Annotated in this window: 27 protein-coding genes and 2 tRNA genes; 17 read left to right on the top strand and 12 right to left on the bottom strand. The window is 69.4% G+C overall.

Translation table 11 applies throughout. The features are described from left to right. A partial coding sequence (locus Aru02nite_RS19710) for an NAD(P)H-quinone oxidoreductase (protein ID WP_203659775.1) occupies positions 1–720 on the bottom strand: 720 nt, incomplete at its 3' end. A 73-nt stretch (positions 721–793) separates the two neighbouring features. Between Aru02nite_RS19710 and Aru02nite_RS19705 the strand changes: the two genes are divergently transcribed. After that, positions 794–1,441, top strand: coding sequence for a spermine/spermidine synthase domain-containing protein (locus tag Aru02nite_RS19705; protein WP_203659773.1), 648 nt, complete (start codon positions 794–796; stop codon positions 1,439–1,441). Positions 1,442–1,445: 4 nt separating this feature from the next. On the opposite strand, the gene efeB is transcribed toward Aru02nite_RS19705, so the two are convergent. Genes efeB through efeU form a run of 3 tightly spaced genes read right to left on the bottom strand, consistent with a single transcriptional unit; the run spans position 1,446 to position 4,747 of the window. Next, positions 1,446–2,687 carry an iron uptake transporter deferrochelatase/peroxidase subunit gene (gene efeB, locus Aru02nite_RS19700; protein WP_239076811.1) on the bottom strand — a complete coding sequence of 414 codons (1,242 nt, stop codon included), beginning with the start codon at positions 2,685–2,687 and terminating at the stop codon, positions 1,446–1,448. A 15-nt stretch (positions 2,688–2,702) separates the two neighbouring features. Then, the gene (gene efeO / locus Aru02nite_RS19695; RefSeq protein WP_203659769.1) at positions 2,703–3,848 is read right to left on the bottom strand and encodes an iron uptake system protein EfeO; all 1,146 of its coding nucleotides are present in this window, start codon (positions 3,846–3,848) and stop codon (positions 2,703–2,705) included. A 41-nt stretch (positions 3,849–3,889) separates the two neighbouring features. Next, the gene (gene efeU / locus Aru02nite_RS19690) at positions 3,890–4,747 is read right to left on the bottom strand and encodes an iron uptake transporter permease EfeU (protein ID WP_203659767.1); all 858 of its coding nucleotides are present in this window, start codon (positions 4,745–4,747) and stop codon (positions 3,890–3,892) included. A gap of 209 nt (positions 4,748–4,956) precedes the next feature. On the opposite strand from efeU, the gene Aru02nite_RS19685 reads away from it, so the two are divergent. Both Aru02nite_RS19685 and Aru02nite_RS19680 read left to right on the top strand, forming a co-directional pair. Continuing rightward, complete coding sequence (locus Aru02nite_RS19685; protein ID WP_203659765.1) at positions 4,957–5,943, top strand: asparaginase; 987 nt, start codon at positions 4,957–4,959, stop codon at positions 5,941–5,943. Positions 5,944–5,999: 56 nt separating this feature from the next. Continuing rightward, positions 6,000–6,089, top strand: a tRNA-Ser gene (locus Aru02nite_RS19680). 1,056 nt (positions 6,090–7,145) lie between these two features. On the opposite strand, the gene Aru02nite_RS19675 is transcribed toward Aru02nite_RS19680, so the two are convergent. Both Aru02nite_RS19675 and Aru02nite_RS19670 read right to left on the bottom strand, forming a co-directional pair. Further along, complete coding sequence (locus tag Aru02nite_RS19675; protein WP_203659763.1) at positions 7,146–7,688, bottom strand: GNAT family N-acetyltransferase; 543 nt, start codon at positions 7,686–7,688, stop codon at positions 7,146–7,148. Positions 7,689–7,691: 3 nt separating this feature from the next. Continuing rightward, complete coding sequence (locus tag Aru02nite_RS19670; RefSeq protein ID WP_203659761.1) at positions 7,692–8,501, bottom strand: GntR family transcriptional regulator; 810 nt, start codon at positions 8,499–8,501, stop codon at positions 7,692–7,694. 114 nt (positions 8,502–8,615) lie between these two features. Here Aru02nite_RS19670 and Aru02nite_RS19665 point away from each other — a divergent pair, with 114 nt between their 5' ends. The 14 genes from Aru02nite_RS19665 to Aru02nite_RS19600 all read left to right on the top strand — a co-directional run bounded on the left by Aru02nite_RS19665 (position 8,616) and on the right by Aru02nite_RS19600 (position 17,572). Continuing rightward, positions 8,616–8,933 (top strand): hypothetical protein, encoded by a 318-nt coding sequence (locus Aru02nite_RS19665; protein ID WP_203659759.1) that lies wholly within the window; start codon positions 8,616–8,618, stop codon positions 8,931–8,933. Between the two features lie 66 nt (positions 8,934–8,999). Beyond that, positions 9,000–9,272, top strand: coding sequence for a hypothetical protein (locus Aru02nite_RS19660; RefSeq protein ID WP_203659757.1), 273 nt, complete (start codon positions 9,000–9,002; stop codon positions 9,270–9,272). A 115-nt stretch (positions 9,273–9,387) separates the two neighbouring features. Then, positions 9,388–10,323 carry a hypothetical protein gene (locus Aru02nite_RS19655; RefSeq protein WP_203659755.1) on the top strand — a complete coding sequence of 312 codons (936 nt, stop codon included), beginning with the start codon at positions 9,388–9,390 and terminating at the stop codon, positions 10,321–10,323. A gap of 86 nt (positions 10,324–10,409) precedes the next feature. Then, positions 10,410–11,285 (top strand): FtsK/SpoIIIE domain-containing protein, encoded by an 876-nt coding sequence (locus Aru02nite_RS19650; RefSeq protein WP_203659753.1) that lies wholly within the window; start codon positions 10,410–10,412, stop codon positions 11,283–11,285. A 20-nt stretch (positions 11,286–11,305) separates the two neighbouring features. Beyond that, positions 11,306–11,686, top strand: a complete 381-nt coding sequence (locus Aru02nite_RS19645; RefSeq protein ID WP_203659751.1) for a DUF6197 family protein — start codon at positions 11,306–11,308, stop codon at positions 11,684–11,686. 302 nt (positions 11,687–11,988) lie between these two features. Continuing rightward, positions 11,989–12,471 (top strand): hypothetical protein, encoded by a 483-nt coding sequence (locus Aru02nite_RS19640; protein ID WP_203659749.1) that lies wholly within the window; start codon positions 11,989–11,991, stop codon positions 12,469–12,471. A gap of 81 nt (positions 12,472–12,552) precedes the next feature. Beyond that, on the top strand, positions 12,553–12,864 hold the full coding sequence (locus Aru02nite_RS19635) for a hypothetical protein (protein ID WP_239076810.1): 312 nt from the start codon (positions 12,553–12,555) through the stop codon (positions 12,862–12,864). Next, positions 12,864–13,262, top strand: a complete 399-nt coding sequence (locus Aru02nite_RS19630) for an RRQRL motif-containing zinc-binding protein (protein WP_203659747.1) — start codon at positions 12,864–12,866, stop codon at positions 13,260–13,262. Before Aru02nite_RS19635 ends, Aru02nite_RS19630 begins: the two co-directional genes overlap by 1 nt. Position 13,263: 1 nt before the next feature. Further along, positions 13,264–13,899 (top strand): hypothetical protein, encoded by a 636-nt coding sequence (locus Aru02nite_RS36750; protein WP_239076809.1) that lies wholly within the window; start codon positions 13,264–13,266, stop codon positions 13,897–13,899. Next, entirely contained in the window at positions 13,896–14,264 is a 369-nt protein-coding gene (locus tag Aru02nite_RS19620; RefSeq protein ID WP_203659745.1) for a hypothetical protein, read from the top strand. The genes Aru02nite_RS36750 and Aru02nite_RS19620 overlap by 4 nt, the downstream gene beginning before the upstream one ends. A 116-nt stretch (positions 14,265–14,380) precedes the next feature. Next, positions 14,381–15,799 (top strand): replication initiator, encoded by a 1,419-nt coding sequence (locus tag Aru02nite_RS19615; protein ID WP_203659779.1) that lies wholly within the window; start codon positions 14,381–14,383, stop codon positions 15,797–15,799. Between the two features lie 43 nt (positions 15,800–15,842). Next, positions 15,843–16,034: a helix-turn-helix transcriptional regulator gene (locus Aru02nite_RS19610; protein WP_203659743.1), complete on the top strand. Its 192-nt coding sequence runs from the start codon at positions 15,843–15,845 to the stop codon at positions 16,032–16,034. Continuing rightward, the gene (locus Aru02nite_RS19605; RefSeq protein WP_239076807.1) at positions 16,031–17,494 is read left to right on the top strand and encodes a tyrosine-type recombinase/integrase; all 1,464 of its coding nucleotides are present in this window, start codon (positions 16,031–16,033) and stop codon (positions 17,492–17,494) included. The genes Aru02nite_RS19610 and Aru02nite_RS19605 overlap by 4 nt, the downstream gene beginning before the upstream one ends. Next, positions 17,475–17,572: transfer RNA gene (locus Aru02nite_RS19600), tRNA-Ser, on the top strand. Before Aru02nite_RS19605 ends, Aru02nite_RS19600 begins: the two co-directional genes overlap by 20 nt. Before the next feature lie 93 nt (positions 17,573–17,665). Here Aru02nite_RS19600 and Aru02nite_RS19595 read toward each other — a convergent pair. The 6 genes from Aru02nite_RS19595 to Aru02nite_RS19570 form a co-directional block, all read right to left on the bottom strand. Further along, positions 17,666–19,120 carry a tyrosine-type recombinase/integrase gene (locus tag Aru02nite_RS19595; RefSeq protein ID WP_203659741.1) on the bottom strand — a complete coding sequence of 485 codons (1,455 nt, stop codon included), beginning with the start codon at positions 19,118–19,120 and terminating at the stop codon, positions 17,666–17,668. Beyond that, positions 19,117–19,326 carry a helix-turn-helix transcriptional regulator gene (locus Aru02nite_RS19590; RefSeq protein ID WP_203659739.1) on the bottom strand — a complete coding sequence of 70 codons (210 nt, stop codon included), beginning with the start codon at positions 19,324–19,326 and terminating at the stop codon, positions 19,117–19,119. The genes Aru02nite_RS19595 and Aru02nite_RS19590 overlap by 4 nt, the downstream gene beginning before the upstream one ends. A 175-nt stretch (positions 19,327–19,501) precedes the next feature. Beyond that, positions 19,502–20,806, bottom strand: coding sequence for a DUF3631 domain-containing protein (locus Aru02nite_RS19585; protein WP_239076806.1), 1,305 nt, complete (start codon positions 20,804–20,806; stop codon positions 19,502–19,504). Further along, positions 20,803–21,681, bottom strand: coding sequence for a bifunctional DNA primase/polymerase (locus Aru02nite_RS19580; RefSeq protein ID WP_203659737.1), 879 nt, complete (start codon positions 21,679–21,681; stop codon positions 20,803–20,805). Before Aru02nite_RS19580 ends, Aru02nite_RS19585 begins: the two co-directional genes overlap by 4 nt. 98 nt (positions 21,682–21,779) lie before the next feature. Next, the gene (locus Aru02nite_RS19575; protein ID WP_203659735.1) at positions 21,780–22,250 is read right to left on the bottom strand and encodes a single-stranded DNA-binding protein; all 471 of its coding nucleotides are present in this window, start codon (positions 22,248–22,250) and stop codon (positions 21,780–21,782) included. A gap of 46 nt (positions 22,251–22,296) precedes the next feature. Continuing rightward, positions 22,297–22,515 (bottom strand): hypothetical protein (locus Aru02nite_RS19570; protein WP_203659733.1); only part of this gene is annotated, 219 nt, incomplete at its 5' end.

The following is a 22,515-nucleotide window of genomic DNA, read 5'->3' as shown; positions in this document are numbered from 1 at the left end:
GCCCTGGAAGCCGATGACGGCGAGCCGACCGTTGCGCGCCAGCGCCTGCACGTTGCGCGGCAGGTACCCGGCGCCCATGTGGTCCAGGATCACGTCGGCGCCGTGGCCGTCCGTCGCCGACATGATCTCGTCGACGAAATCCGTTGCAGTGTAGTCGAAAGCGGCCTCGACGCCCAGTTCACGCAGGGTGTCGTGTTTGGCCGCGCGGGCCGTCGCGTACGGCACGGCGCCGATCGCGCGCGCGAACTGGACGGCGAACGTCCCGATGCCGCTGCCGCCCCCGTGTACGAGAAGGACCTCGCCGGCGGAGAGGCGGGCGACCATCCCGACGTTCGACCAGACGGTGCAGGCGACCTCGGGCAGGCCGGCGGCGTCGACCAGCGACACCCCGTCCGGCACCGGCAGCACCGAGCGGGCGTCGACCGCGACGCGCTCCGCGTAGCCCCCACCGGGCAGCAGCGCGCACACCCGGTCACCGACCGACCAACCGGTCACGTCCACGCCGACCGCCGCGACCGTGCCCGAACACTCCAGCCCCGGGTACTCCGGCGCGCCCGGCGGCGGTGGATAGAAACCCTTGCGCTGCTGGACATCGGCCCGGTTGACCCCGGCCGCCGCCACCTCGATCAGCACCTCGTCGCCGGCCACCGCCGGCTCCGGCACCTCGGACCATTCGAGTACGTCGGGTCCGCCCGACTCGCGTATCGTCACCGCTCGCACGCCGTCCACCGTACCGTCGGGGCTCCGTGTCCGCCCGGCGCCGCGCGCCCGCGGGTGGCTAGACTCGGCGCCCGTGGAGACGGTCGATCGGCGGGACACCCCGCGCGGTGAGCTGGTGCTGCGGCGCGATCCGGACACCGGGCGGTACGAGATCATCAGCAACGGCACGTTCCTGATGGACACGTCCGACGGGCGGTCCGAGCGGTTGCTGATCACCGCCGCGCTCGACGCGGCGCCCGCGCCGTACCGGGTGCTGATCGGTGGGTTGGGTGTCGGGTTCTCGCTCAACCAGGCCGTCACCGACCCGCGGCCGACCGCGGTCACCGTGCTGGAGCGGGAGCCGGCCGTCGTCGACTGGCAGCGCGCGCACCTGGCGCCGTTCTCCGGCCACGCGCTCGACGACCCCCGGGTACGTGTCGTCGTGGACGACCTGGTGACGTGGGCGGGCACCGCGACCGGCGAGTACGACGCGATCTGCCTGGACATCGACAACGGTCCGGAGTGGACGGTCGTGGACTCCAACGCCGCGCTGTACACAGTGGACGGACTGACCGCGTTGCGCCGCCTGCTGTCGCCGCGCGGCGTGCTCGCGGTGTGGAGCGCGGCGGCGGCCCCGACGTTCCGGCAACGCCTCGCCGAGCTGTACGGATCGGTTGCGGTGCACGAGATCCCGGTGCCGCGCGGCGAACCCGACGTGGTCTACCTGGCGACCCGGTCCTGACCGGTCAGGCGAGCAGGTCCTCGCCCCAGTACCCCGAGTCGGACGTGACGCCGGGTGGGCACGCGTACAGCCCCGACCCCACGTGCTGGATGTACTCGTTGAGCGCGTCCGACCTGCTCAGCTTGTGCTGCAACGCGACGAACTGCGTACGCGGATCCCTTTGGTAGCACAGGAAGAAGAGTCCCGCGTCCAGTTCGCCGGACGAGGCGATCACCCCGTCGGTGTAGTTGTACGCGCGCCGCAGGATCCGGACGCCGCCGTTGTTCTCGTGCGCGGCGAGCGCCATGTGCGAGGTCGGCGGAATCGCCGCGGAACCGTCCGCGGCGCGGGCGTGGAAGTTCGGCGCGTCGAACTCGTTGCCGCCCGACAACGGCGCCCCGGTGTACTTGTGCCGCCCGAACACGTTCTGCTGGTCGGTCAGGAAGTCACGGTCCCACGCCTCGATCCGCATCTGGATCCGGCGGGCGACGAGATAGCTGCCGTTGCGCATCCACTTCTGGTCGGTCTCCTTGCCGACCCACACCCAGTTGTCGAGCTGCTTCGGGTCGCCGTGGATGTTGCGCGTGCCGTCCTTGAACCCGAACAGGTTCCGCGGCGTCTCCTGCTTGTCGCTGGTGGACGCGGCGCGCCCGAAACCGAGCTGCGACCAGCGCATCACGACCGTACCGCGGCCGAGGCGGGCCAGGTTGCGGATGGCGTGGAACGCGACCATCGGGTCGTCGGAGCACGCCTGGATCGCGATGTCCCCGCCGCTCCGGGTGGCGTCGAGGTTGTCGCGCGCGAAGTGCGGCAGGTCGGCGAGGGCCGCGGGACGCTTGTCCGCCAACCCGAACCGCTTGTCGAACAACGACGGCCCGAACCCGATCGTGATCGTCAGGTTCGCCGGTGGCGTACCGAACGCCTCGCCGGTGTCGGCGGGCGGCGCGGCACCGATGTCGTTGTCGCCCGGCACCGGTTTGCCCTCGGTCATCGCCCGCGCCGCGGCGGTCCACGTCTTCAGCAGTTCGCGCAGCGCGTCCCGGTTCTCCGCCGGACTGCCCGACACCGTCAGGTCGTACGCCGCGAACGCGAGCCGGTCCTGTTGCGCCGTGACGATGCCGGCCTGCCGGGAGCCGTGGAACGCGACCGTGGCCGCGGGCGCGGACCGCGGGGATCCCTTGCTGTCACAGGCACTCAGCGTCGCCGCCGCCGTACCGGCGACCGCCGCGGTGCCGAGCCCGAGGAGTCCGCGCCGTGACGTCCGCACCCGATCGACCATCGCTCAGCCCGTCACCTTCGCCGCGACCTGGGACAGCGGCTCGGCGAGCGCGTCCACCTTCTGCGTCAACGTACGCCGCTGCGCCTCACCGACGGTCGAGTAGTCCACGAACGTCGTACCGGAGTAGGTGCCGGCGTGCGGCTTCAGCGCCGCGAACACCCCGTCGTACGCCTCGTCCACCTTGCTCGCCAGCGCCGGGTCGGTCTTGTCCAGCGCCGGCTTCAACAGGTCGAACGCCTTGCGCCCGCCGGTCACGTTCGCCTCGAAGTCGGTGAGGTCGGTGTGGCTGTACCGGTCCTCCTCGCCCGTGATCTTGCTGGAGGCGACCTCGTTCAGCAGTTCGGTCGCGCCGTTCGCGAGCTGCGCCGGCTGGTACTTCTGCTTGGCCACGAGTGCCTTGAGCCGCAACAGATCCGCGTCGAGCTTGTTCGCGACGGTGGCCATCCCGGCGAGCGACCTGTCCTGCCAGAGCGCCTTCTCGATGCGGTGGAACCCGGTCCAGGACTTCGGATCCGTCACGTCGTTGGCGCGGGCGTCGACGTCCGGGTCGAGGTCGCCGAAGCTCTCCGCGACCGGCTCGATCGTCTCGTAGTGGTAGCGGGCGGCTGCGTACAGCGTCTTCGCCTTCGCCACGTCACCGGCACGTACCGCGTCGGTGAACTTCTTCGTGGCCGGCAGCAGCAGGTCCACTTCGGACACCACGTAGTCGTGGTAGCCGGTGGTCGCCGCGCTCAATGCCTTGCGTACGGCCGGATCCTGGGTCGAGTCGGCCGCCGTACCGGTGACCGTGAAGTCGGTCTTCTCCGTCTTCGCGTTCGGGCAGTACATCTGGTACTTGCCGGCCTTGAGGTTGAGCGAGAACGTACCGGACAGGCCCGGCGTCAGGTTCTCCTTCTCGCCGACGATCACGCCGTTCCTCAGCAGCTCGGCCTCGCGTACCTTGGCGGAGTCCTTGTTCGTGATCGTGAAGGTGACCGGGCCCGCGCCGACCTTCGCCGGCGACGGGCGGCACCCGTCGTCGGTCAGGGTGACCGAGACCCTGTTCGCGCCCTTCGGATCTGCCTTGCCGCTCTGCTGGCATCCGGTCGCGAGCAGGCCGACGGCGAGCAGCCCGGCAGGTACCGCGGCGGCGGTCAGGGTTCGACGCATGGGGACGGGCACTCCTTGCTGTGACAGGGGAAGCGACGCGCTCAGGCGTCGACCGGGGACTGCTCGGGCGCCGGCGCGGGGGTCTTCGCCGGTGTCCTCCGGCGGCGCGGCCAGGCGACGTACACCAGCATCGGCACCGCGTACACCAGGTAGCCGACGAGTTCGACGACGGTGGGCTGCGGCTGCCAGCCGAGTACGCCGGTGAACAGCGACTCCAGGACCGTGCCCGGCTGTACCAGCCAGCTCAGGTCGAGCGCGGTGGCCTGGCCGACGTTGAGCCAGCCGGCCTCGTGCGCGGTGTGCAGCGCGGTCATCACCAGCCCGGCCGCGACGAGCACGAGTACCAGGCCCGTGATCTTGAAGAACCGGGCCATGTTGAGCCGGACGCCGCCGCGGTAGATGCCGTACCCGATGCCGACGGCGATCGCGATCCCGAGTACGGCGCCGATCGAGGCGGACAGCACGCTGCCGCTGTTCTGCAGTACCGAGACGAGGAAGACGGACGTCTCGAAGCCCTCCCGCAGTACGGCGAGGAACGCCATCACGACCAGCGCGCGGGCCGAACCGCGGGCGAGCGCGGCCGACGCGGCGCCCTCCAGCTCGCGCTTCATGCCGCGCGAGTGCTTCGCCATCCAGAGGATCATGAAGGTGACCATCACGACGGCGAACAGGCCGATGACGGTCTCCATCCCCTCCTGCGCCTGCTGCGGCAGCTCGTGCGACAGTACGACGAGGCCGGTGCCGATGGCGAGACACAGGACGACCGCGGCGAGCACGCCGATCCAGACCTGGCGCAGCGCGTCCCGCCGGCCGTTCCGGCCGAGGAACGCGGCGATGATGCCGACGATGAGGGATGCTTCGAGCCCTTCGCGCAGACCGATCACCAGGGTCGGGATCACGGAAACGCGCCTCCTCGTAGCGGCTCTGCCGGGTCGGTGAAACAGTCGGTAAGGTAAGCCTTACAAAATCCAGGCCAGGCTAGCCTAACCCTGTGTACGGCACAACCTGACGGCAACCGGTGTGACGCCGCACTCGGCACAGCGCCCGATCCTGGGCTCCCGAACCCCGCCCTGACACACTTCACCCAGGCGTACGCAGGGGGGATGTCATGGGTGGTCACGAACTCGTCGCCGAGGTGTGGCGGGGCGACTTCCTGGAGTCCGAGCACCACGGCTCGGTCGTCGTCCTCGACGTCGACTCCCGTCCCGTACTCGGCGTCGGACAGCCGTCCGCGCCCATGTACCCGAGGTCGTCGAACAAGCCCGTACAGGCCACCGCCATGCTGCGCAGCGGCCTCGACCTCGACGGCGACCTGCTCGCCCTCGCCAGCGCCAGCCACTCCGGCGAGACGTACCACGTGGACGGGGTGCGGCGGATCCTCAAGCACGCCGGGCTCAGCGAGTCCGACCTGCAGAACACGCCGGACCTTCCGCTCGGCGCCGACGCGCTCGCCGCACACCACGCGGCCGGGCACGGACCCCAGCGCATCACCATGAACTGCTCCGGCAAGCACGCCGCGATGCTCGCCACCTGCGTCGTCGCCGGCTGGCCCACCACGTCGTACCTGTCGGCCGAGCACCCGCTCCAGCGCGCCGTCCGCCGTACCCTCGAAGACCTGTCCGGTGAGCAGGTCACGCACGTCGGCGTCGACGGCTGCGGCGCGCCGCTGTTCGCCGTCACCCTCGTCGGGCTCGCCCGGGCGTTCGGCCGCATCGCCACCGCCCATCCCGGTACTCCCGAGGGTCGCGTCGCCGCCGCCATGCGCGCCCACCCCGAGTACGTGGGCGGCACCGGGCGGGACGTCACCGACCTGATGCGACTCGTACCGGGGCTGATCGCCAAGGACGGCGCCGAAGGCGTGTACGCCGCGGCCCTCCCCGACGGCGGCGCCGTCGCCCTCAAGATCGCCGACGGCTCCGGCCGCGCCCGCCCGCCGGCCCTCATCGCCGCACTCCGCCACCTCGGCGCCGACCTCACCGCCGTCGACGCCCGCCCCGCCGACACCTCACTCGCCACCCCGCCGGTACTCGGCCACGGAGTACCGGTCGGCACGATCCGGCCGGCCGCCACCCTCGGTACACCGGCCCGGGTGTGACCGCCCCCGGCGGTCGCATGACAGACTGATCATCGGCACCGCCGCCGCGGTGCCCGGGAGGGCTCGCCTAGTGGCCGATGGCGGCGGTCTTGAAAACCGCTAGGGCGGTAACCCCGTCCTCGTGGGTTCGAATCCCACGCCCTCCGCCTGACCAGTGCAATCACTGTCCTGACCTGCGGAAACGCAGGCCAGGATCTCTCACTTCTCCATGCCTCGCAGTCCCACTGCGTCTCGCTGTAGCTCTGCCTCGCCCCCTGTTCGGGGGGCTATTGGGGGGCAATCGTCGGTCCGATTCACTGTTCGACGTCTCCTACTTCAGGCGGGCTACCATTTATGTGAGTCCTCGCGCCGCTAACGCATATAGGGCTTCACTGGACGGTGCCGGCCGCCTGGTGGAACACACCAGACGGAAGAGTCATCTGAGTACACGCTGTTACTCCCGCCGGCGAGGGAGCCTGACAACGTGGAGCTTGGGTGTCCGTTATAACGGTTATCGCCGGCATTGGTCCGGCGTTCTACTCCGTCACGGTCTTTGTGGTGTCGATGGTTGCGGCTTGTTCGCAGGACAAGAGTCGACGCCGGGACGCACGCCGTCTTCTGCGCATCCTTCTCAGGCGATAGCCGTTGTGAGCCATCCCGTCACCGTCGTCCCACCCGTGAGGGGAGCGGGCCGGCGTCGGGGCCGCCACTTGGGCTGGGCCTGGACGTGCGTGACCAACGCTGGCGGCCCCGGGGCCGGTCTGCTCGGCTGTGCCTGGGGCGTCGGTGACGGGATGGCGGCCGGTGACCACCCGACCACCCGCCGGCCGGCGGCGGGCCCCCAGCCATCCCGGAGCCCGAGCGCCCCCGCCGGAGGCAGCAGTAACCGCAGCGACCTGCACGCCCGGCGGACCGCCTGGCCGCCGGGCGTGCCCCTGCCATCCCGGCGCGGGCGGTGACCGCCAGGCCGACCCGCACCCCGCCGACCGAGCTGGCGTCCCCCAAGTCACCCGGCGCGGCCGGTGACCAGGCAACCCGCGCAGCGGGCCGTTGATCTCAGTGAGTAACTGGGTTCGGCGGCCCGCTTTTGCGCGCCCGCCGGTGCCGGCGAAGGCGGGTCGTCCGGCCGGAGCGTGCGAGGCCGGCGACCCGCCGTGGCGCGCGCGGCCCGTGTGCGGGCCGCCTTGAAGACGTACAGAAAGTTCTCACCGGATAGAGCGCGTCTACGGCTGAGTCTCCGGGGCCACGTAGCAGTACGCGGGAACCTCCTGGCCATCGCCGAACACGTGGGTCGTGGTGCCGAGTCGTACACAGCCGAGCCGCTCGTAGAGGCGGATCGCGGCCTGGTCCTTGGTCATCACGTCGAAGACGATCCGGCGCCCGAGACGCTGCGCGTACTCGAACGCCGCGAACGCCAGGCGCTGCCCGAAGGACTTGCCTCGACCGCGTGGGACCACGAACAGCCGTGCGATCACGGCGATCTGATCCTCGGTCATGCCGGTCTGGTCGATCAGCATGGTCACTGCTGCCTCGCCCCGAGGCTCGCATGCCGCTGCGTGACCGAGAACCTCGCCGCCCTCTTCTGCCACCCAGGCTTCGAGAAGCCCATCGGGGAACAGCCACCCTTCGGCGTCCGAGACTCCTTCGACCGGGTACCCGTCGCTCTCGTACACCTCCTTGAGCCCGCGCACGCACGCCGGGATGTCATCAGGGGTGCGTACACGGATCTGGGAGTCCTGGTCGGTGGAGTTGCTTGGCGTCGTCATGTGTCAGTCCTCGATCGGCATGTTGTAGTCGAGCGCGTTGGTGTCGGCTCGCATCACGAACTCGGTCACTTCGAACGGCTTGTTGTTCTGATCGATGCCCGTGTGCAGCACCACGAGTACCGGAACGCCCCCGGACATCTGAAGCCGCTCGGCTTCCTCCGGCGTGGGCATCCGCGCGCAGATCTCCTCCCGCACTCGCGTGAGGTCGTAGCCGCGGTCCTTGAACCGGGCGTAGAGGCTCCCCTTGCCCATGTTGGCGCTGGTGGCCAGCACGCTGTCCCCTGCGACTTCCAGCGGGATGTACGTGACGCCTGCCTGGACCGGCTCGTCGTCCGCGTAGTACCAGTTCTCGCGCCGGATCACTGACTCCGAGTCCGGATCCACGCCGAGGCGATCGGCTACGACCTCGGGCGGTCTACTCGGAGCGATGGACGTGCAGTCGACACGCGCCGTCCGACCCTGCTTCTGCACCTCCGCACGGAAGGGAGAGAGGCCGGTCTGCTCACGCAGGGCGTGCGAGTACCGGTTGGAGCCGAGGCGAAGGAGCGGCCTGTGGGTACGCACGTACCACCCGCTGCCGTGCTTTCGGTCAACGAGTCCTTCCTTCTGCAAGATCGACAGCGCTGCTGTCGCCGTGTTTCGTGCCGTCGAAAAGTCGGCGGCCAGGTTGCGTTCCGAGGGAAGTTTGAAGCCGGGTGGGTAGTCCCCGCGCCGGATCCGTTCTCGCAGTTCATCTGCGATCCGACGGCTAGGCACGCGGCGATCCTCGTAAGCCCCTTCTCCGCTTATGCGGTCGTTACGTTCGCTCTCCATGGCTCCAGAGTACGTCATCTGGCTTGAGCCAGCTGCTTGACACTGGTCACGCCCTCAGGTAGAAAAGTGGCATGAGCCAATTGGCTCATGCCACTTCAGTCCCAAGGAGGACACATGCGTCTGCTGCTGAACACGGCGAACGTGCAGTACCAGGTGTCGAGGAACGTTCAGGAGAAGCTCGACGGGGACAAGCGCCAGAAGCGGAACCGGGACAACCTGCCGATGTGGTCGATCCAGCTGATCGCGCTGGATTCGTCGGGTGCCGAGGTGATCAACGTGACGGTGGCTGCCATCGAGAAGCCGGCCGTCAGCATCGGTCAGTTCGTCACTCCGGTGGAGCTGGAGGCTCTGCCGTGGAACACCAACGGCAAGCACGGTGTCGCGTTCCGCGCGACCGAGCTGAAGAAGCTCGCCGCCCCCAAGGCTGCCTGAGCACGTCTGTCCTATCTGGACACAGCACGTCAAGGTTCATGACGCAGCGATGTGCGGGAGGCGCACATGGAAACCGAGAAGCGAATCAGTCTGATGCGGAATCGGTGGGAAGAGCTCGAAGCCGAGCTGTCCGCCCACCAGGCGGTGATGAACAAGATCTGGGATGACCCGGAGTTCACCGCCGCGCGTGCCGCTGCCGATGAGGCACACAGGAAGTACGAGTCGTTCGCCGAGGGATGGCGGGCGGAGTACGAGAAGTACAAGGCGGCCCAGGTGGCTGCGAAGCGGGCCGGCGACGCGTATCGCGCGGCCTTGGCCAGTTACTCCCTGGTCAGTTAGGCGGGTGGAGCCAGTTGGCGCTGGCTCCCCCGACTTCCTCCACACGTGGGCCGGTGCGATTCGACCTCCGCCGGCCCATGTGCAACCCGTCCAACCCTGATGGAAGGGGCGAGTCGTGCCCAAGTCTAGCCGTCGGACATCCACCGACGTCACCATCATCGACTCCAATGTTCAGCGGTCGTCCCTGCGTCGGGCGAAGACCGCGTTCATCGTCTCCGGCATCGTGGCCGGGGTTCTGGCAGCGCTGGTGCTGTCCAGTCACATGCACCCGATCCTGGCCGTCCTGGTGGGCGCGTTGATCGCCCTGCCGGTCGCGGCGATCGTCGGTGCCGCCGTTCTGATCTGGCCGATGGTCCGGATCCTGGTCCACTGGTGGGTGGAGATCGCCGCTGCCTCGCTGGTGCTCGCCGGCATGTCCGCGCTGTACCACGTCGCTGCCGGCCCGGTGGTGATCGGTGTTGTGTTGGCGCTGGCCGGTGGGCTGCTGTTGCCGCCGCCGCTGCGTCGCCGCACCGTCTCCCTGGTCTGGTGTGTGATCTCCCGGCACCGCCTTCGCATGTCGTTCGCCGCGTTCATCCGTGGCAACCGTGAAGGCACCCTGCCGTTCATCCTGCACGCCAAGCCGACCCCGGTCGGGGAACGCGTGGTGGTGTGGCTTCGTCCGGGCCTGTCCCTGGCCGAGCTACAGAACCGCCAGGGCCAGCTTGCGGTGTCCTGCTGGGCCAAGAACGTCACCGTGGAGTCCGCGTCCGCCAAGTACGCGGCGCTGTTGGTGTTCAACATCAAGCGCCACAACACCCTGGACGCTGCTGTGGACTCGCCGCTGGCGGACACGCCGACCGCTCCCGCCCGGGAGAAGACGGCCACCGCCGATGTCACCGCCCTCGACCTGACCGACGTCCCCGAAGACGCCGTGAAGGCCACCGAGGTCAAGCCGGCCCGTAAGCAGCCGGCGAACACCGCTGTATACAAGCCGACCGCCAACAAGCCAGCCGCACCGGCTGACGCGGTGCTGTCGGCGTCCGGTGAGGACGTCTCCGACTACATCTGATCCCTCACCGGAACAGGGGGTGCGGGCTGGAGGGTGGCCCGCATCCCTTCCCTACCAACCGATTCGACTCCTGAAGGAGGAGTGTCATGGGCACTGTCACCGTGTCCGGGCGCAGTGTCCCGGTCGGCTGCGGACTGTCGATGTTCGACCCGATCTACCTGGGCCGCGACGAGTTCGGCCGGCCGGTCTACGTCCGGCTCGTCTACAAGAACCTGCTGTCCGGCGGAGAACCGGGCTCCGGCAAGTCGACCCTGATCAACGCCATCTGCTGCCACGCCGTGCTGTGCACGGATGTGCGGCTGGTGCTGTTCGACGGCAAGTGGGTCGAACTCGGCCAGTACGAAGACGTCGCCGACAAGTTCGTCGGCCCCGACCTGGCCGCCGCCATCATCACCCTGAAGCGACTTCAGACCGTCGTGGACAACCGGTACGCGTGGCTGCGTGCCCACGGCCGCCGCAAAATCGAACGCTCCGACGGACTCAAGGTCACCGTCGCCGTCGTGGACGAGCTGGCGTACTTCTCCGCCACCGTCGGCTCCAAGCAGGAACAGGAAGAGTTCTCCACCCTGCTGCGCGACATCGTCGCCCGGGGCCGCGCGTGCGGCGTGATCGTGGTTGCCGCGACTCAGCGCCCGTCGGGCGTGGACATCATTCCCGCCTCGCTGCGGGACATCTTCGGCTACCGGCACGCCGGCCGGTGCACCACCGCCGACTCCTCCGACCTCGTCCTCGGACGCGGCTGGGCATCGCAGGGCTTCGACGCCTCCACCATCGCCCCCGAACAGTCCGGCGTGGGCTACCTGCTCGCCGAAGGCGGCGTCCCGGTCCTGATGAAGACCCCGTGGATGACCGACGGCCAGATCGAAGCCGTCGTCGACTACGCCGCCTGGACCCGCCGCACCCACACCATCCCCGACCCGGCCGAGGTGTCCGACATTGCGCCGACCCTCGTGGCGGCCTGAATCGCAAAGGAGAGTCCACAGTGGATTGTCAGAGTGAGGCAGCGCAGGTTCTGCGTGATGCTGCGACCTATATCGATACGCACGGCTGGTACCGGGGTAACTACTTCCCCGCGGCGGAAGACCCGGTGGACTGGTTCCCGCCTGCCTGCGCGCTGGGCGCGATCGGCATGGCCCTGGCTGGTAACGCGGCCGCTGCCGGCTACCGGATGAGCTACGGCGAAGACAACGCCGTCATCGAATTCGCCCGCTTCCTGTGCCCCGAAGCATGGCAGCAGGGCTATGGCGTGGACGAGATCGTCGGTGCCTGGAACGACGAACAGGCCATCGATGCCGCCGACGTGGCGGCCACGCTACGGGCGGCAGCAGACCAGCTCGCCCCCGCCATCGCAGCACAGCAGTGAACACGGGGCCGGCCTGTTTGCAGACCGGCCCCACTCACATCGTTACTCCGCAACGGAAGGAGTCTCGTCATGAAGCGCCGCCGACTCAGACAGGTTCTACAGCCCCGCTCGGGCGACCCGCCCGACAGGGTTCCTGGCACTGCCGCATGACGCGGCGTCAGGGCTTCGCGGTGCGCTTCGGCCCTGCTCGCCGAACGGCCTGTCCATGTCCTACCAGTCCATTCGGTACGCAGAGACACCGCCGCATATCACCGCCCTCGCGGTGCCAACCATCCGTTTGCTCCCCGAAAGGAGCGTCCACAATGGACGTACTCGACACGAACGGCGTCAACCGGCCTGATGAGGCCACGCCGAACACGTCCCGGCCGTGCCAGTGCGAGAACGCAGAGCACTTCTCGCAGGCGCCGGGCAACCCTGCCAGCATCGCGCACGCCTACCTCGACCGCCCGGCTGGCAACCACACCATCCCGTACATCGGCCCCGTCTGCGACGACTGCGCGCAGGACTGCCGCCTCCCGGAGCCCGCACAGTACGTGTGGATCGGAGAAGCCGGCCCGAGTGCCGGGACCATCGCTGACCTCGCCCACGAGATCGAGGCGAGTTACTACTCCGGCGACATGCGGCCCGAGCGCGCACTCACGGCGCACGACAACGCCTGGGTCCACGTGACGATCACCATCAATCGCGTCGGCAGCGACGACAACGACTTCATCGACTACGAGCTGACCTGTTCGTGGGCCGACCGCAGCGAGTCGATCGGATACCGCATCGACGGTCGAGCCTGACCACGGCCTGGGGCCGGCCCGTCTCGCCAAAGCCTGACCGGCCCCTGGTCAACCGTTTCCCCTGCTAGAGGAGTGGTTGCCATGCAGCCTACCCGCACCCTGCCCACAGGATCCCGTGTCAACGGGGCCTTGTCACGCCGCCGCCCGGAACGGGTGGTGGAGACCATCGAGTACGCCGCGTTCGTGCGGCGCATCATCCGCGCCTACTCCCGCCGTGTCGCTGACGGCGACGTGGATGCCCTGCCCGCCATGGTGCGGCTTGCCTCCGAGCTGGACGCCGAGATCGGCAACGCCGTCGACGGGCTCCGTCGTTTCGGCTACTCCTGGGCCGACATTGGCCTTCGCCTCGGCATCTCCCGCCAAGCCGCACAGCAGCGTTGGGGTGACCGGTGATGGGCACCCGCATCCGTGCCCTGGACGACTGCCGGTCCCGGCTCGGCATCTACATCGAGTTCTACGACCCCGACGGCGACCGGTTCGGCCTGCCGACCTACCCGTACCGGATGGCGCCCAAGGGCCTGCTGACCGTACGCCAACTCCGCGCCCGTGGGCTTCGGCCCGGTGGTCAGCCGATCGCTGCGCAAATCCTGTGGCAGCACCGCAACGAACGCCGCGTGGCCTACCTGTACGAGGAAACCCACGCCCTGCCCAAGCGCACCGCGACCGCCGCCCAATGGACCGCGATCGGAAAGGCGCTACTCGCCCGCCGCACCTGCGGCACCTGCGGCGACGTCAAGGGCTACTACATCCCCCGCCGGTTCGGCGAATGCCTCGACTGCGCAGGAGTCTGACATGACCAAGACCCCCCACGAGAAGGGCCGCGGCTGGGCCTACATCGGCGTCATCCTCGGCGGCGGCGTGTCCATCGCCGCCAACATCGCCCACTCCTACATCCCACCCCAGAAGGCCTCCGCCGACTGGTCGCCTGAACCCGGCGCCGTGGTGTCCTCCGTGTTCTGGCCGATCGCGCTGTTCGTCGCGCTGGAAATCCTGACCCGCATCCCCTGGCCGACCGGCCGGGGCTGGAAGTTCCTGCGGTTCGGCGGGCTGCTGCCCGTCGCCCTGGTCGCCGCCGTCGTCTCCTACCGACACCTGTCCGGCCTGCTCGGCCATTACGGCGAAGACTCCCTGACCGTCGTCATCGGCCCCCTGGCCGTCGACGGACTCATGACCATGGCTACCGGCGCACTACTCGCCACCGGCCTCCACACCCGACCGACCGTCCAGACGGGCACCGAAGCCGGCACCGAACCGGTCACCGAGCCTGTGCAGCTCGTCCCCGACGTCCCGCCGGCCCCGGAGCCGGCCACCACCGACGACCACACCGAGGAGGCTCCGGCGTTCCCGACGCTGGCCGCCTGGTCGCTGCCCACCCCCTCCGAGCCGGCCCGCGTCAACGGGCACACCCCGGCGGAGGTGACCCGATGAACGACACCATCCTCATCGACGGCCGCCGCCACCTGGTCCGCAACGACGGAACCACCGTCGATGTCGACGCCCGGCCTCCGGCCGACCACATCCCGGGCGACCCCATGCCCGCCGGGTACGCGATGCTGCCGTGCCGGGTCTGCCGTAAGCCGTTGGCCCTGGTGCTTGCCCGACGTGGCGCGCACATCGGCTGCCTGCCCACCGAGCAGGCGTACGGGCTGCTGCGCATCTGCGGCGCCGGCCAGATCTTCTCGACCCTGATCACCATCTACAGCGGGGAACGCCCCCACACCAAGGCGCCCCGCGAAACCCGCGACAGCCGACGCACCCACGCCCACCGTGCTCGTGGTGGGGCTGCCGCCTGATGACCACTCCGACGGTCACACTCGCACCCGGGGCCACTAGCACCACGGTCCCGGGTACGGGTGTATCCGCCGAACTGGCCGCCTCGTTCGATCTGTCCCGCGTCCTGGACGACACCATGGGCGCCGGCTCCCGACTGTCTGCCAGCCGCACCGCCCTGGAACGCGCCGCAGGATCCGACGTGTTCGGCTGGCTCGCCCACGTCCGCTCCGCCGCCGGCTGCTCCAACCCGATCCGCCTGTGCGGCACAGTCGACCGGATCGACGCCGGCTCCGGCGAGCTGCTCGCCCGACAGTCCACCGCCGACATGCCGGACGGCGTGATCTACAAGTCCTGCGGGAACCGCCGCTCGTCGGTCTGCCCGCACTGCGCCGAGGTCTACCGCCGCGACGCGTTCCAGCTCATCCGCGCCGGCATGGTCGGCGGCAAGGGTATCGACCCCTCGGTAGCCGCCCACCCGGCGGTGTTCGCCACCTTCACCGCCGGCTCGTTCGGTCTGGTTCACACCCGCCGCATCGCCAAGTCCGGCAAGCCCATCCCGTGCCGGCCCCGCCGCAACCCCGACGTCTGCTCACACGGGATCGCGTTGGCGTGCAACGACATCCACGACAAGGGCTCGCACCTGCTCGGTACGCCGCTGTGTCTGGACTGCTACGACTACGACGGCCAGGCCGTGTTCAACGTGCAGGCATCCGAGCTGTGGCGCCGCACCACGATCGCTGTCAACCGGTACCTGACACGTCTCGCCCGACGCGCCGGCACCCACCTGCGTGTGCGGGCCACCTGCTGCAAGGTCGCTGAAATGCAGGTCCGCGGCGTCGTGCACTTCCACGCCGTCATCCGCCTCGACGGCTACCACCCCGACGCCAAAGACGTCACCCTCCCGCCGCCGTCCGAGCTGGACGTCATCGACCTGGCCGACGCCATCCACCACGCCGCCGTCACCGTCGGGTTCACCACCGAGGAGCACCCCGACAACCCCGACGGCTGGCGCCTTGCCTGGGGTGAGCAGGTGGACGTCCGACCGATCCAGGTCCGCGGAGACCAGGAGATCACCGACTCGCTGGTCGCCGGGTACTTCGCCAAGTACTCCACCAAGTCCACCGAAGCCACCGGCCACGTCTCCCGCCGCCTCAACGGCGAAACCGTTGACCTGTATGCCAACGAACACGGCACCCACACCGAACGACTCATTGACGCGTGCTGGCGACTCGGCCGGCACCCGGCCTGGGCACGGCTTCGTCGGTGGGCGCATATGCTCGGCTTCGGCGGACACTTCCTCACCAAATCCCGCCGCTACTCCGTCACCTTCCGCATCCTGCGCGACAACCGGGTGACCTGGCGGCGCACCACCGACGACACCCCCGCCGCCGACACCGATGGTGAGACAACGCTGATCGTCGGGACACTCACCTACGCCGGAACCGGCTGGCACACCCTCGGCGACGCCATGCTCGCCAACACCTCCGCCGACCTCGCCCGCTCCCGCGCTCTTGTGGGCCGTGAAGAAGTTGCCCACGAACTGAGCGCGCGTTGATGCACGTCATCAGGCAGTCCAATGTGGACGGAGGGAGTTGGTCATGGCGGGAAAGCTGCTCAAGTTGGCCGAGGTGCTGTCCGAGCTGGACGTCCCCCGGTCGACCTTCTACAAGTGGCGCCGGTTGGGCGTGGCGCCGCGCGCGTTGAAGATGCCCAACGGTGAGCTTCGGATACGCCGCGCAGTGCTGGACGAATGGCTTGCGGAACGAGAGGAAGGAGGGAACGCGGCGTGAGTACGAGCTATGACGTCACGGTGTACGAGATCCAGGAGCGCAAGGACCGGAAGCGTGCAACGAAGCGGAAGAACGGTACGGACAAGGTCTATCGCCTTCGCTGGACCGTGCAGGCCAAGCGGTTCGAGCGGAACTTCGCGGGCAAGGCGCTCGCCGACGGGTTCCGAACCGGTCTGCTCCACGCGGTCAAGGCGGGAGACCCCTTCGATGCCGACCAGGGTCTCCCGCTGGCGATGCTGCGTGCGCAGTCACGGAGGACCTGGCTCGAAGTTGCCCGGTCCTATGTGGAAGCGCGATGGACGGAGTGGGCTCCCAAGTCACGGCGCAGCGCCGTCGATGCGTTGGCCACTGTCACGGTGGCACTCGTGTCCGATGACCGTGGTGCCCCGCCCGTGGCCGAGCTGCGGCACGCGCTGTACTCGTGGGCACTTAACGCGAACCGTTGGGGACAGACACCAAGCGACACTGATGCTCGGGCGTACGCATGGCTGGCCCGGCACAGCCTGCCGGTGACCCGGCTGTTGGAGAGTCCCGTCATTCGCGATGCGCTCAACGCCTGTGCGCGCAAGATGGACGGCAAGCCCGCGGCAGCGACCACCGTGGCTCGCAAGCGGGCTGTCCTCTACAACGCACTCGGCTACGCGGTCGAACTTGAACTACTCGACTACAACCCCATCGACAAGGTGCAGTGGAAGGCCCCCGCGGTTGCTGAGCAGGTGGACCGACGGGTGGTCGCCAACACCGCCCAGGTCGAGGCGATCCTCGCCGAGCTCCCGAACGTCGACCGGCACGGCGCCCAGTACACGGCGTTCTTCGGCTGCCTGTACTACGGGGGCATGCGCCCGGCTGAAGCGGCATCCATCCGTCGCGGGGACTGCCAGCTACCTCGCAAGGGCTGGGGCCGCATCATCCTTGCCGAAACCGCCCCGCACGCCGGCGAGGACTGGACCGACGATGGCACAACCCGAGAGCCGCGCGGACTCAAGCACCGTGCCGCCAAGGAAACCCGCACCGTGCCGATTCCGCCGGACCTCGTTCGTCTCCTGCAAGCTCACCTTGACACCTTCGGAACGACGGAGGATGGGCGCCTGTTCCGGGCTGCCCGTGGCGGCTACCTGTCCGAAGCGCAATATGGGCGGATCTGGAAGAGGGCCAGGGCCGCGGCGTTGTCGGAGGAACAGACGGCCTCCCCGCTCGTGGGTCGGCCGTACGACCTTCGCCATGCGGCGGTGTCCGTCTGGCTGAACGGCGGCGTGCCTGCCCCCGAGGTTGCTCGTCGGGTCGGCCATGGCGTGGCAGTCCTGCTCAAGGTCTACGCCGGGTGCATCGATGGCGAAGAGGAGACGGTCAACCGGCGCATCGAACAGGCGATCCGCTCGGGCCGAGGTCGGGGGGCAATCGGGGGGCAGAATGGCCCCAACCCGAACCGTCGCGGACGTAAGGGCAGGTCAGCGGCATGATTGACCTTCAAACCGCGGTGCTCTTGAAAACCGCTAGGGCGGTAACCCCGTCCTCGTGGGTTCGAATCCCACGCCCTCCGCCGGACCACGAAAAACGGCCCCTGACCAGCGCGTACGCCGGCCAGGGGCCATTCTCTACCGTTCCGGTCGTGTCCGGCTGCGTCCGACGATCTACGGCTGTCCGTGGCGAATACGTGGTGAAGTTTCGTCAGGCCCCTCGCTCTCGCTGGAGCTGCTCAGGGCGGCGACGATCCGGCGCCGTGCAGCGTCCTCCTGCCCGTACAGGCACGCCGCGTAGACCTTCAACAGGACCGCCACGCTGTGCCCCGCCCACTCGGCCACCTGGGTAGCAGGCACCCCAGCATTGAGTTGGAGGGACACGGCAGCGTGCCGCAGGTCGTACGGGCGGCGGGCGAGGGGGGAAGCGAACTCGGCAGGCGTCAGCGCAGCCTTCCGCGCGGCCCGCCACACCCGCGTGTACGTCGACACCGACACCGACGCGGACGAAGCACCGGCAACGGGCCGTCCGAACTTGCCCACACGCGGCACGAACAGGCGCCCATCCGGGCCCGTCCCGAACTCCGCCAGGTGACGACGCAGCACACGAACGAGATCGGGACAGGCCGGAACCGGCCTGGTGGCATTGGCCGCGCGGTGCTTCAGGGCGCGATCCTGCCGGGCTGACCCGTCATCGGCCCATGCGGCGCCTACGTGCTGGGTCGAGCCCGTCAGCAGCAGTTCACCCCACGGATCGGCCCCGTCCTCGTTTGGCAGGAACAAGTCGGATTCCCGCAAGTGCAGTGCCTCGGCAGGCCGCAGAGCCGCGTAGTACATGCACGCGAACAACGCCTCCAACTCGGGTGCCTCTTCGCGTACTGCGGCAAGGAGTCGCCGCGCTTGAGCCGGGTTGACAACCACTCTGCGGTCCACCTCTTCCGTGGTCTTCGGAACCTTCCACTGCACTCGGTCGATGGGGTTCGCATCGAGGTAGCCAAGCTCCACCGCGTAGCGCAGCGCGCCGTACAGCACCGCGCGCTTCCTGGCGATCGTGGTGGGCGCGGCGGGTTTTCCGTCGAGCGTCACCGCCAACGCATCCAGGGCGCGCCGAGTGACGACCGGGTCTTTCATGTCAGCGATATCAACCGTGTTCGCCGCCGCCCAACGTACGGCCCGCGACACCGCCTGCTCCGGATCGCTGGCGCGGGCCGCGGTGTTGAACGACCACGTGTACAAGGCGCGGCGAAGCTCGGCACGGTCAGGCATCCCGCGGGTCGTGCTGAACAGCGCGAAGGAAACCGTGGCCAGCGCCTCGGCGATGCTCTTACGGTGGCGCCCCGACGCGCGCGGCCACTTCATGTCGACGAATCCGCAGGCGTGTTCGTACCAGCTTCGCTTGTTCAGTTCCCGCGCCATCGACACGGGCAGACCGGACTCAACGTCGAACGGCTCACCCTCCCTCGCGGCCGTGGTGAGCTGCGCGTGGAACGACTCGGCGAGCTTCTTGGTAGCGAAGGTCTTGGGGAACTCGTTCCCCTCGACCGCCCACCGAACGGTGTAGGTCGTCTTCCGGGCTCCCTTGTACTTGCGGATCGCCCAGATGCGGACGGCGTAGCTCTGCCGGGTCATGCAGCCTCCAGGGTTTCGAGCCAGGTTTCGAAGTCGCTGGCGCGGATGCGCAGGTCGCCGTTGGGGAGCTTGATGACGCGGGGGATGGCGCCCTTGGCGCGCCAGTCGTAGAAGGTGGATCGGGCGATGTCGAGCGTTTCGCAGACCTCGGCGACGGTGAGGAAACCGCGGCGGGCCTGTCGGGCGGGGCGTGTGGGCGCGACCATCAGAGGTGCCTCTTTCCGGAGAGGTGCGGCCCCGGCGCGGTGCTTGGTAGGCGATGCGCGCCGGGGCTGCTCATCAGGACGGGGTCGGCGGTGCGTTGAGTCGGCCGGTGCCGGCTGTGCGAACCCAGCGCGGCATGGTTGCTTCCCAGCAGTCGGTCACTGGTTGTAGCCGCGGCTACGAGGTCCGGGCCGTGTCGGTGGGGGAAGCCGTACCAGCCGTACCAGCCGTAGCGTCGCTGGTCAGGGGTGGTACGGCTTGAAGACTGGTACGGCTTAAGCCGTACCGCTGGTCAAGCCGTACCGGGGCTGACCTGGCCTGGGACGGCTGGGACGGCTGGTACGGCTTGGCCAGTTCAAGCGGTGGCCGTGGGTTGCCATCGGCCGAGTTCTGTAACGGTGTGTAGCGCTCCCACGCGTCGATGAAGTCCGCGCGGGTGTAGCCCTTGGCCTGCCCGACGGGTGCAGGGAATCGCAGGGTGTGCGAGCGGATGTCGTACTCGCGGAGCAAGTCGCCCAGCTTCATGGCGGTCAGGCCGGTGCCGGCGGGGCCGTAGGTGGCCCATGGCGCTTCCGGGTCGGACTTGAGGTGTTCCAGCAGCGTTGTGGTGGGGATCTTGTCGAGGTCCCCGAACGCGGTTCGGCAGTCGGTCAGGAGTCGGATGCGCTCGGAGCCTGCTCCGGTGTCGTCGGCTTCGGCGGTCAGTGTCAGCGCGGCGACGCGGGCGCGCGTCGGCCATTCGCCGCCGGCCAGGTCAGCGACCGCCACCAGGGGTTCCCACGTGTCTGCGGCGCGATCCTCCAACGGCATCGCCGGTTCGGCCGCCTCCAGCTCGGGCAGGTGGCTCCCCAGCCAGTCGGCCAACCGAACACCGATGGCGTTCAGTCCGGGACCGTCGCGCCGCACGCGGTACGGAGCGACGGTTTCCCCGGGCGCCCGGCGGCGCATGCGGATGACGACGGCCCGGTCTTCGATGGTGTCGGGCATGGCGCCGATGCCTGCCAGCGCTGCCATGGCGAAGGTCGGGATGGTTTCCAGCGAGCGGGTGGCGTTGTCCCAGCGGATCGCAGGCCGGTTGCGTTGGTGGCCAGCGTTGAGTAGTCCTCGGAGGTCCTCGTTCGCGTCGCCTGCCTTGGCGCCGAAGATGGTGTCGGCCTCGTCGATGAGCAGGGTCGGCGGGTTGCCGGTACCGATCGCCCGGTACACCGCGGCCGGGGACGCGTTGACGGTCATCAGCGCGGCGTGGCAGGTGGCTTCCACCACGTCCAACAGTCGCGACTTGCCGCACCGGCGCTCCGGTGCGCGGATGACCAGCCGGGGTGCGTGCGCCCACGCTGGTTGTGCGTGGGTCGCGGCGGTCCACAGTGCTACCGCGTCCACGGCTTCCTCGCTTGGCAGGGACACGTAGCGGGTAATGGCGTTGCGCATCGCGTCGAGGGCGGCCGCGCCGTCGGGAGGGCTCTCGCCGGTGTTGCTGGTCATGTGGGGACTCCCTCGTCGCGAAAGCCGCCGACGATGGCGGCCCGGATGTCGCGGTCGTTCTGCTGCGCGGCCCGGCCGGCGCCGGTCAGCGCGGCGACGGCGTCGGTCGGGTCGATGGCGTCGGCGGCGACCATGCGGGCCACCCCGCGGGCCGCGCCGTACAGGGTGGCGCGGCGGGCCCCGGGCGCTGCGGTGGTGACCGCGTTGAGGTGTGCGGCGAGTAGCGCGGTGGGGGATGAGATGCGCCCGCGCCTGCCGTCCGGGCCGGGCGTGGTCGGGCGGGTCGCGGTGACCCGGGGTGTGGGTGAGACCGCGGGCGGTGCGCACACCACGGCGGCCAGGGCGCGGCGCATCTCAACAACAGGGCGACCGCCCACGGTCCGGTACGGGCGCTTCGTGCGGGGGTGCAGGGACGGGGGTGCGACGACGTATCCGCCGTCGGCCTTGATGTCGATGCCGTGCCGGCCGGGCATCCGCCGCGACAGCACGCTGCCGCCGGGGTGGGCGTAGTAGAGGTGCCAGCCGCCGGATCCGGTTGCCACCGTGTACGTGGGGGCCATCAGGTCGCGGTCGATGGCGCCGCCGTGGTCGGGGTCGATGTCGACCACCATCAGCCCGGCGACCGCACCGGTGCGGATGGCGAGCAGCCCGCGTGGTACGGCGGTGAGCATGGCGCGGATGCGGTCGGGGTCGGTGGTGGCGGCGTAGAACCCGTGGCAGGTCAGACACGGGCAGGCTTCCCGGTTGTGTCCCGGGTCCTGCTCCGTGGTCGGGCAGTCCGCGCAGTTGGCCACGGGCCGCTTCGTGCGGCCGAGGACGAACACCGGCCAGCCTCGTCCGGCGGCGGCCAGCGCCGCGTCGTGCAGAACGCTCATCGCTTCCTCCAGCACGTGGTGACGGTCCGCGGCGGGGTGGCCGGCGCCGAACCCTCATCCGGGGCCGGCCACCCGTCCGCGGGTGTTCCAGACAGGGGTTAGAACGGCGGCTCGTCGCCGAACTCGCCCGACGCGCCGCCACCGGTACCGGCCGGCGCCGTCGCCCACGGCTCGTCCGGGGCGGGCGGCTGGTTGCCGTTGCGGCGGGCGAGCTTGGCGACCTTGGCGGTGGCGAACCGCAGGGACGGGCCGATCTCGTCCACGTCGAGGTCGATGGACGAGCGCTTCTGCCCGTCGTCGGTCTCCCACGTGTTCTGCCGCAGCCGGCCGGTCACGACCACGCGGGTGCCCTTGGACAGGGACTCGGTGATGTGCTCGGCCAGGTCACGCCAGGCGACGCAGCGCATGAACAGCGCCTCGCCGTCGACGTACTGGCCGGACTGCTTGTCGAACCGGCGCGGGGTCGACGCGACGGTGAACCGCGCCCAGGACACGCCCGAGTTGGTGACGGACATGTCGGGGTCGGCGGTCAGGTTGCCGATGATGGTGGTGGTCGGCTCGTTGGCCATGACGGTCTGTCCTCCGTGTTCGCGGGGTGAGCAGGCGGTGGTGTGGTCAGGCGGTGGTGGTGTTCCAGCCGTACGGCTGGGACGACTCGGGCAGCGCGTCGACCGCACGGACGTAGTCACGGGCGGCCAGGGCCAGCTCCTCGCTGCACACGTCGATCCAGTCGCTGTAGTGCGGGTCGTCGGCGTTGCTGTGCTCGGCCCGGAGCGCGCCCGCGGCGGCGGCGAGCAGCCGCTGGTAGGCGTCCTGGTAGTCCATGACGGGGTT

It is taken from the genome of Actinocatenispora rupis (assembly GCF_016861975.1).
Lineage (GTDB): Bacteria > Actinomycetota > Actinomycetes > Mycobacteriales > Micromonosporaceae > Actinocatenispora > Actinocatenispora rupis.
The sequence above is the reverse complement of the archived record's forward strand: the minus strand, read 5'-3'. Positions and strand labels throughout refer to the sequence as shown.

Coding starts and splice junctions, on each gene's coding strand:
- efeO (WP_203659769.1), bottom strand. CDS start 3,848: ATGCGTCGAACCCTGACCGCCGCCGCGGTACCTGCCGGGCTGCTCGCC.
- Aru02nite_RS19685 (WP_203659765.1), top strand. CDS start 4,957: ATGGGTGGTCACGAACTCGTCGCCGAGGTGTGGCGGGGCGACTTCCTG.
- Aru02nite_RS19675 (WP_203659763.1), bottom strand. CDS start 7,688: ATGACGACGCCAAGCAACTCCACCGACCAGGACTCCCAGATCCGTGTA.
- Aru02nite_RS19670 (WP_203659761.1), bottom strand. CDS start 8,501: ATGGAGAGCGAACGTAACGACCGCATAAGCGGAGAAGGGGCTTACGAG.
- Aru02nite_RS19665 (WP_203659759.1), top strand. CDS start 8,616: ATGCGTCTGCTGCTGAACACGGCGAACGTGCAGTACCAGGTGTCGAGG.
- Aru02nite_RS19660 (WP_203659757.1), top strand. CDS start 9,000: ATGGAAACCGAGAAGCGAATCAGTCTGATGCGGAATCGGTGGGAAGAG.
- Aru02nite_RS19650 (WP_203659753.1), top strand. CDS start 10,410: ATGGGCACTGTCACCGTGTCCGGGCGCAGTGTCCCGGTCGGCTGCGGA.
- Aru02nite_RS19640 (WP_203659749.1), top strand. CDS start 11,989: ATGGACGTACTCGACACGAACGGCGTCAACCGGCCTGATGAGGCCACG.
- Aru02nite_RS19635 (WP_239076810.1), top strand. CDS start 12,553: ATGCAGCCTACCCGCACCCTGCCCACAGGATCCCGTGTCAACGGGGCC.
- Aru02nite_RS19630 (WP_203659747.1), top strand. CDS start 12,864: ATGGGCACCCGCATCCGTGCCCTGGACGACTGCCGGTCCCGGCTCGGC.
- Aru02nite_RS36750 (WP_239076809.1), top strand. CDS start 13,264: ATGACCAAGACCCCCCACGAGAAGGGCCGCGGCTGGGCCTACATCGGC.
- Aru02nite_RS19620 (WP_203659745.1), top strand. CDS start 13,896: ATGAACGACACCATCCTCATCGACGGCCGCCGCCACCTGGTCCGCAAC.
- Aru02nite_RS19615 (WP_203659779.1), top strand. CDS start 14,381: ATGGGCGCCGGCTCCCGACTGTCTGCCAGCCGCACCGCCCTGGAACGC.
- Aru02nite_RS19610 (WP_203659743.1), top strand. CDS start 15,843: ATGGCGGGAAAGCTGCTCAAGTTGGCCGAGGTGCTGTCCGAGCTGGAC.
- Aru02nite_RS19595 (WP_203659741.1), bottom strand. CDS start 19,120: ATGACCCGGCAGAGCTACGCCGTCCGCATCTGGGCGATCCGCAAGTAC.
- Aru02nite_RS19590 (WP_203659739.1), bottom strand. CDS start 19,326: ATGGTCGCGCCCACACGCCCCGCCCGACAGGCCCGCCGCGGTTTCCTC.
- Aru02nite_RS19585 (WP_239076806.1), bottom strand. CDS start 20,806: ATGACCAGCAACACCGGCGAGAGCCCTCCCGACGGCGCGGCCGCCCTC.
- Aru02nite_RS19580 (WP_203659737.1), bottom strand. CDS start 21,681: ATGAGCGTTCTGCACGACGCGGCGCTGGCCGCCGCCGGACGAGGCTGG.
- Aru02nite_RS19575 (WP_203659735.1), bottom strand. CDS start 22,250: ATGGCCAACGAGCCGACCACCACCATCATCGGCAACCTGACCGCCGAC.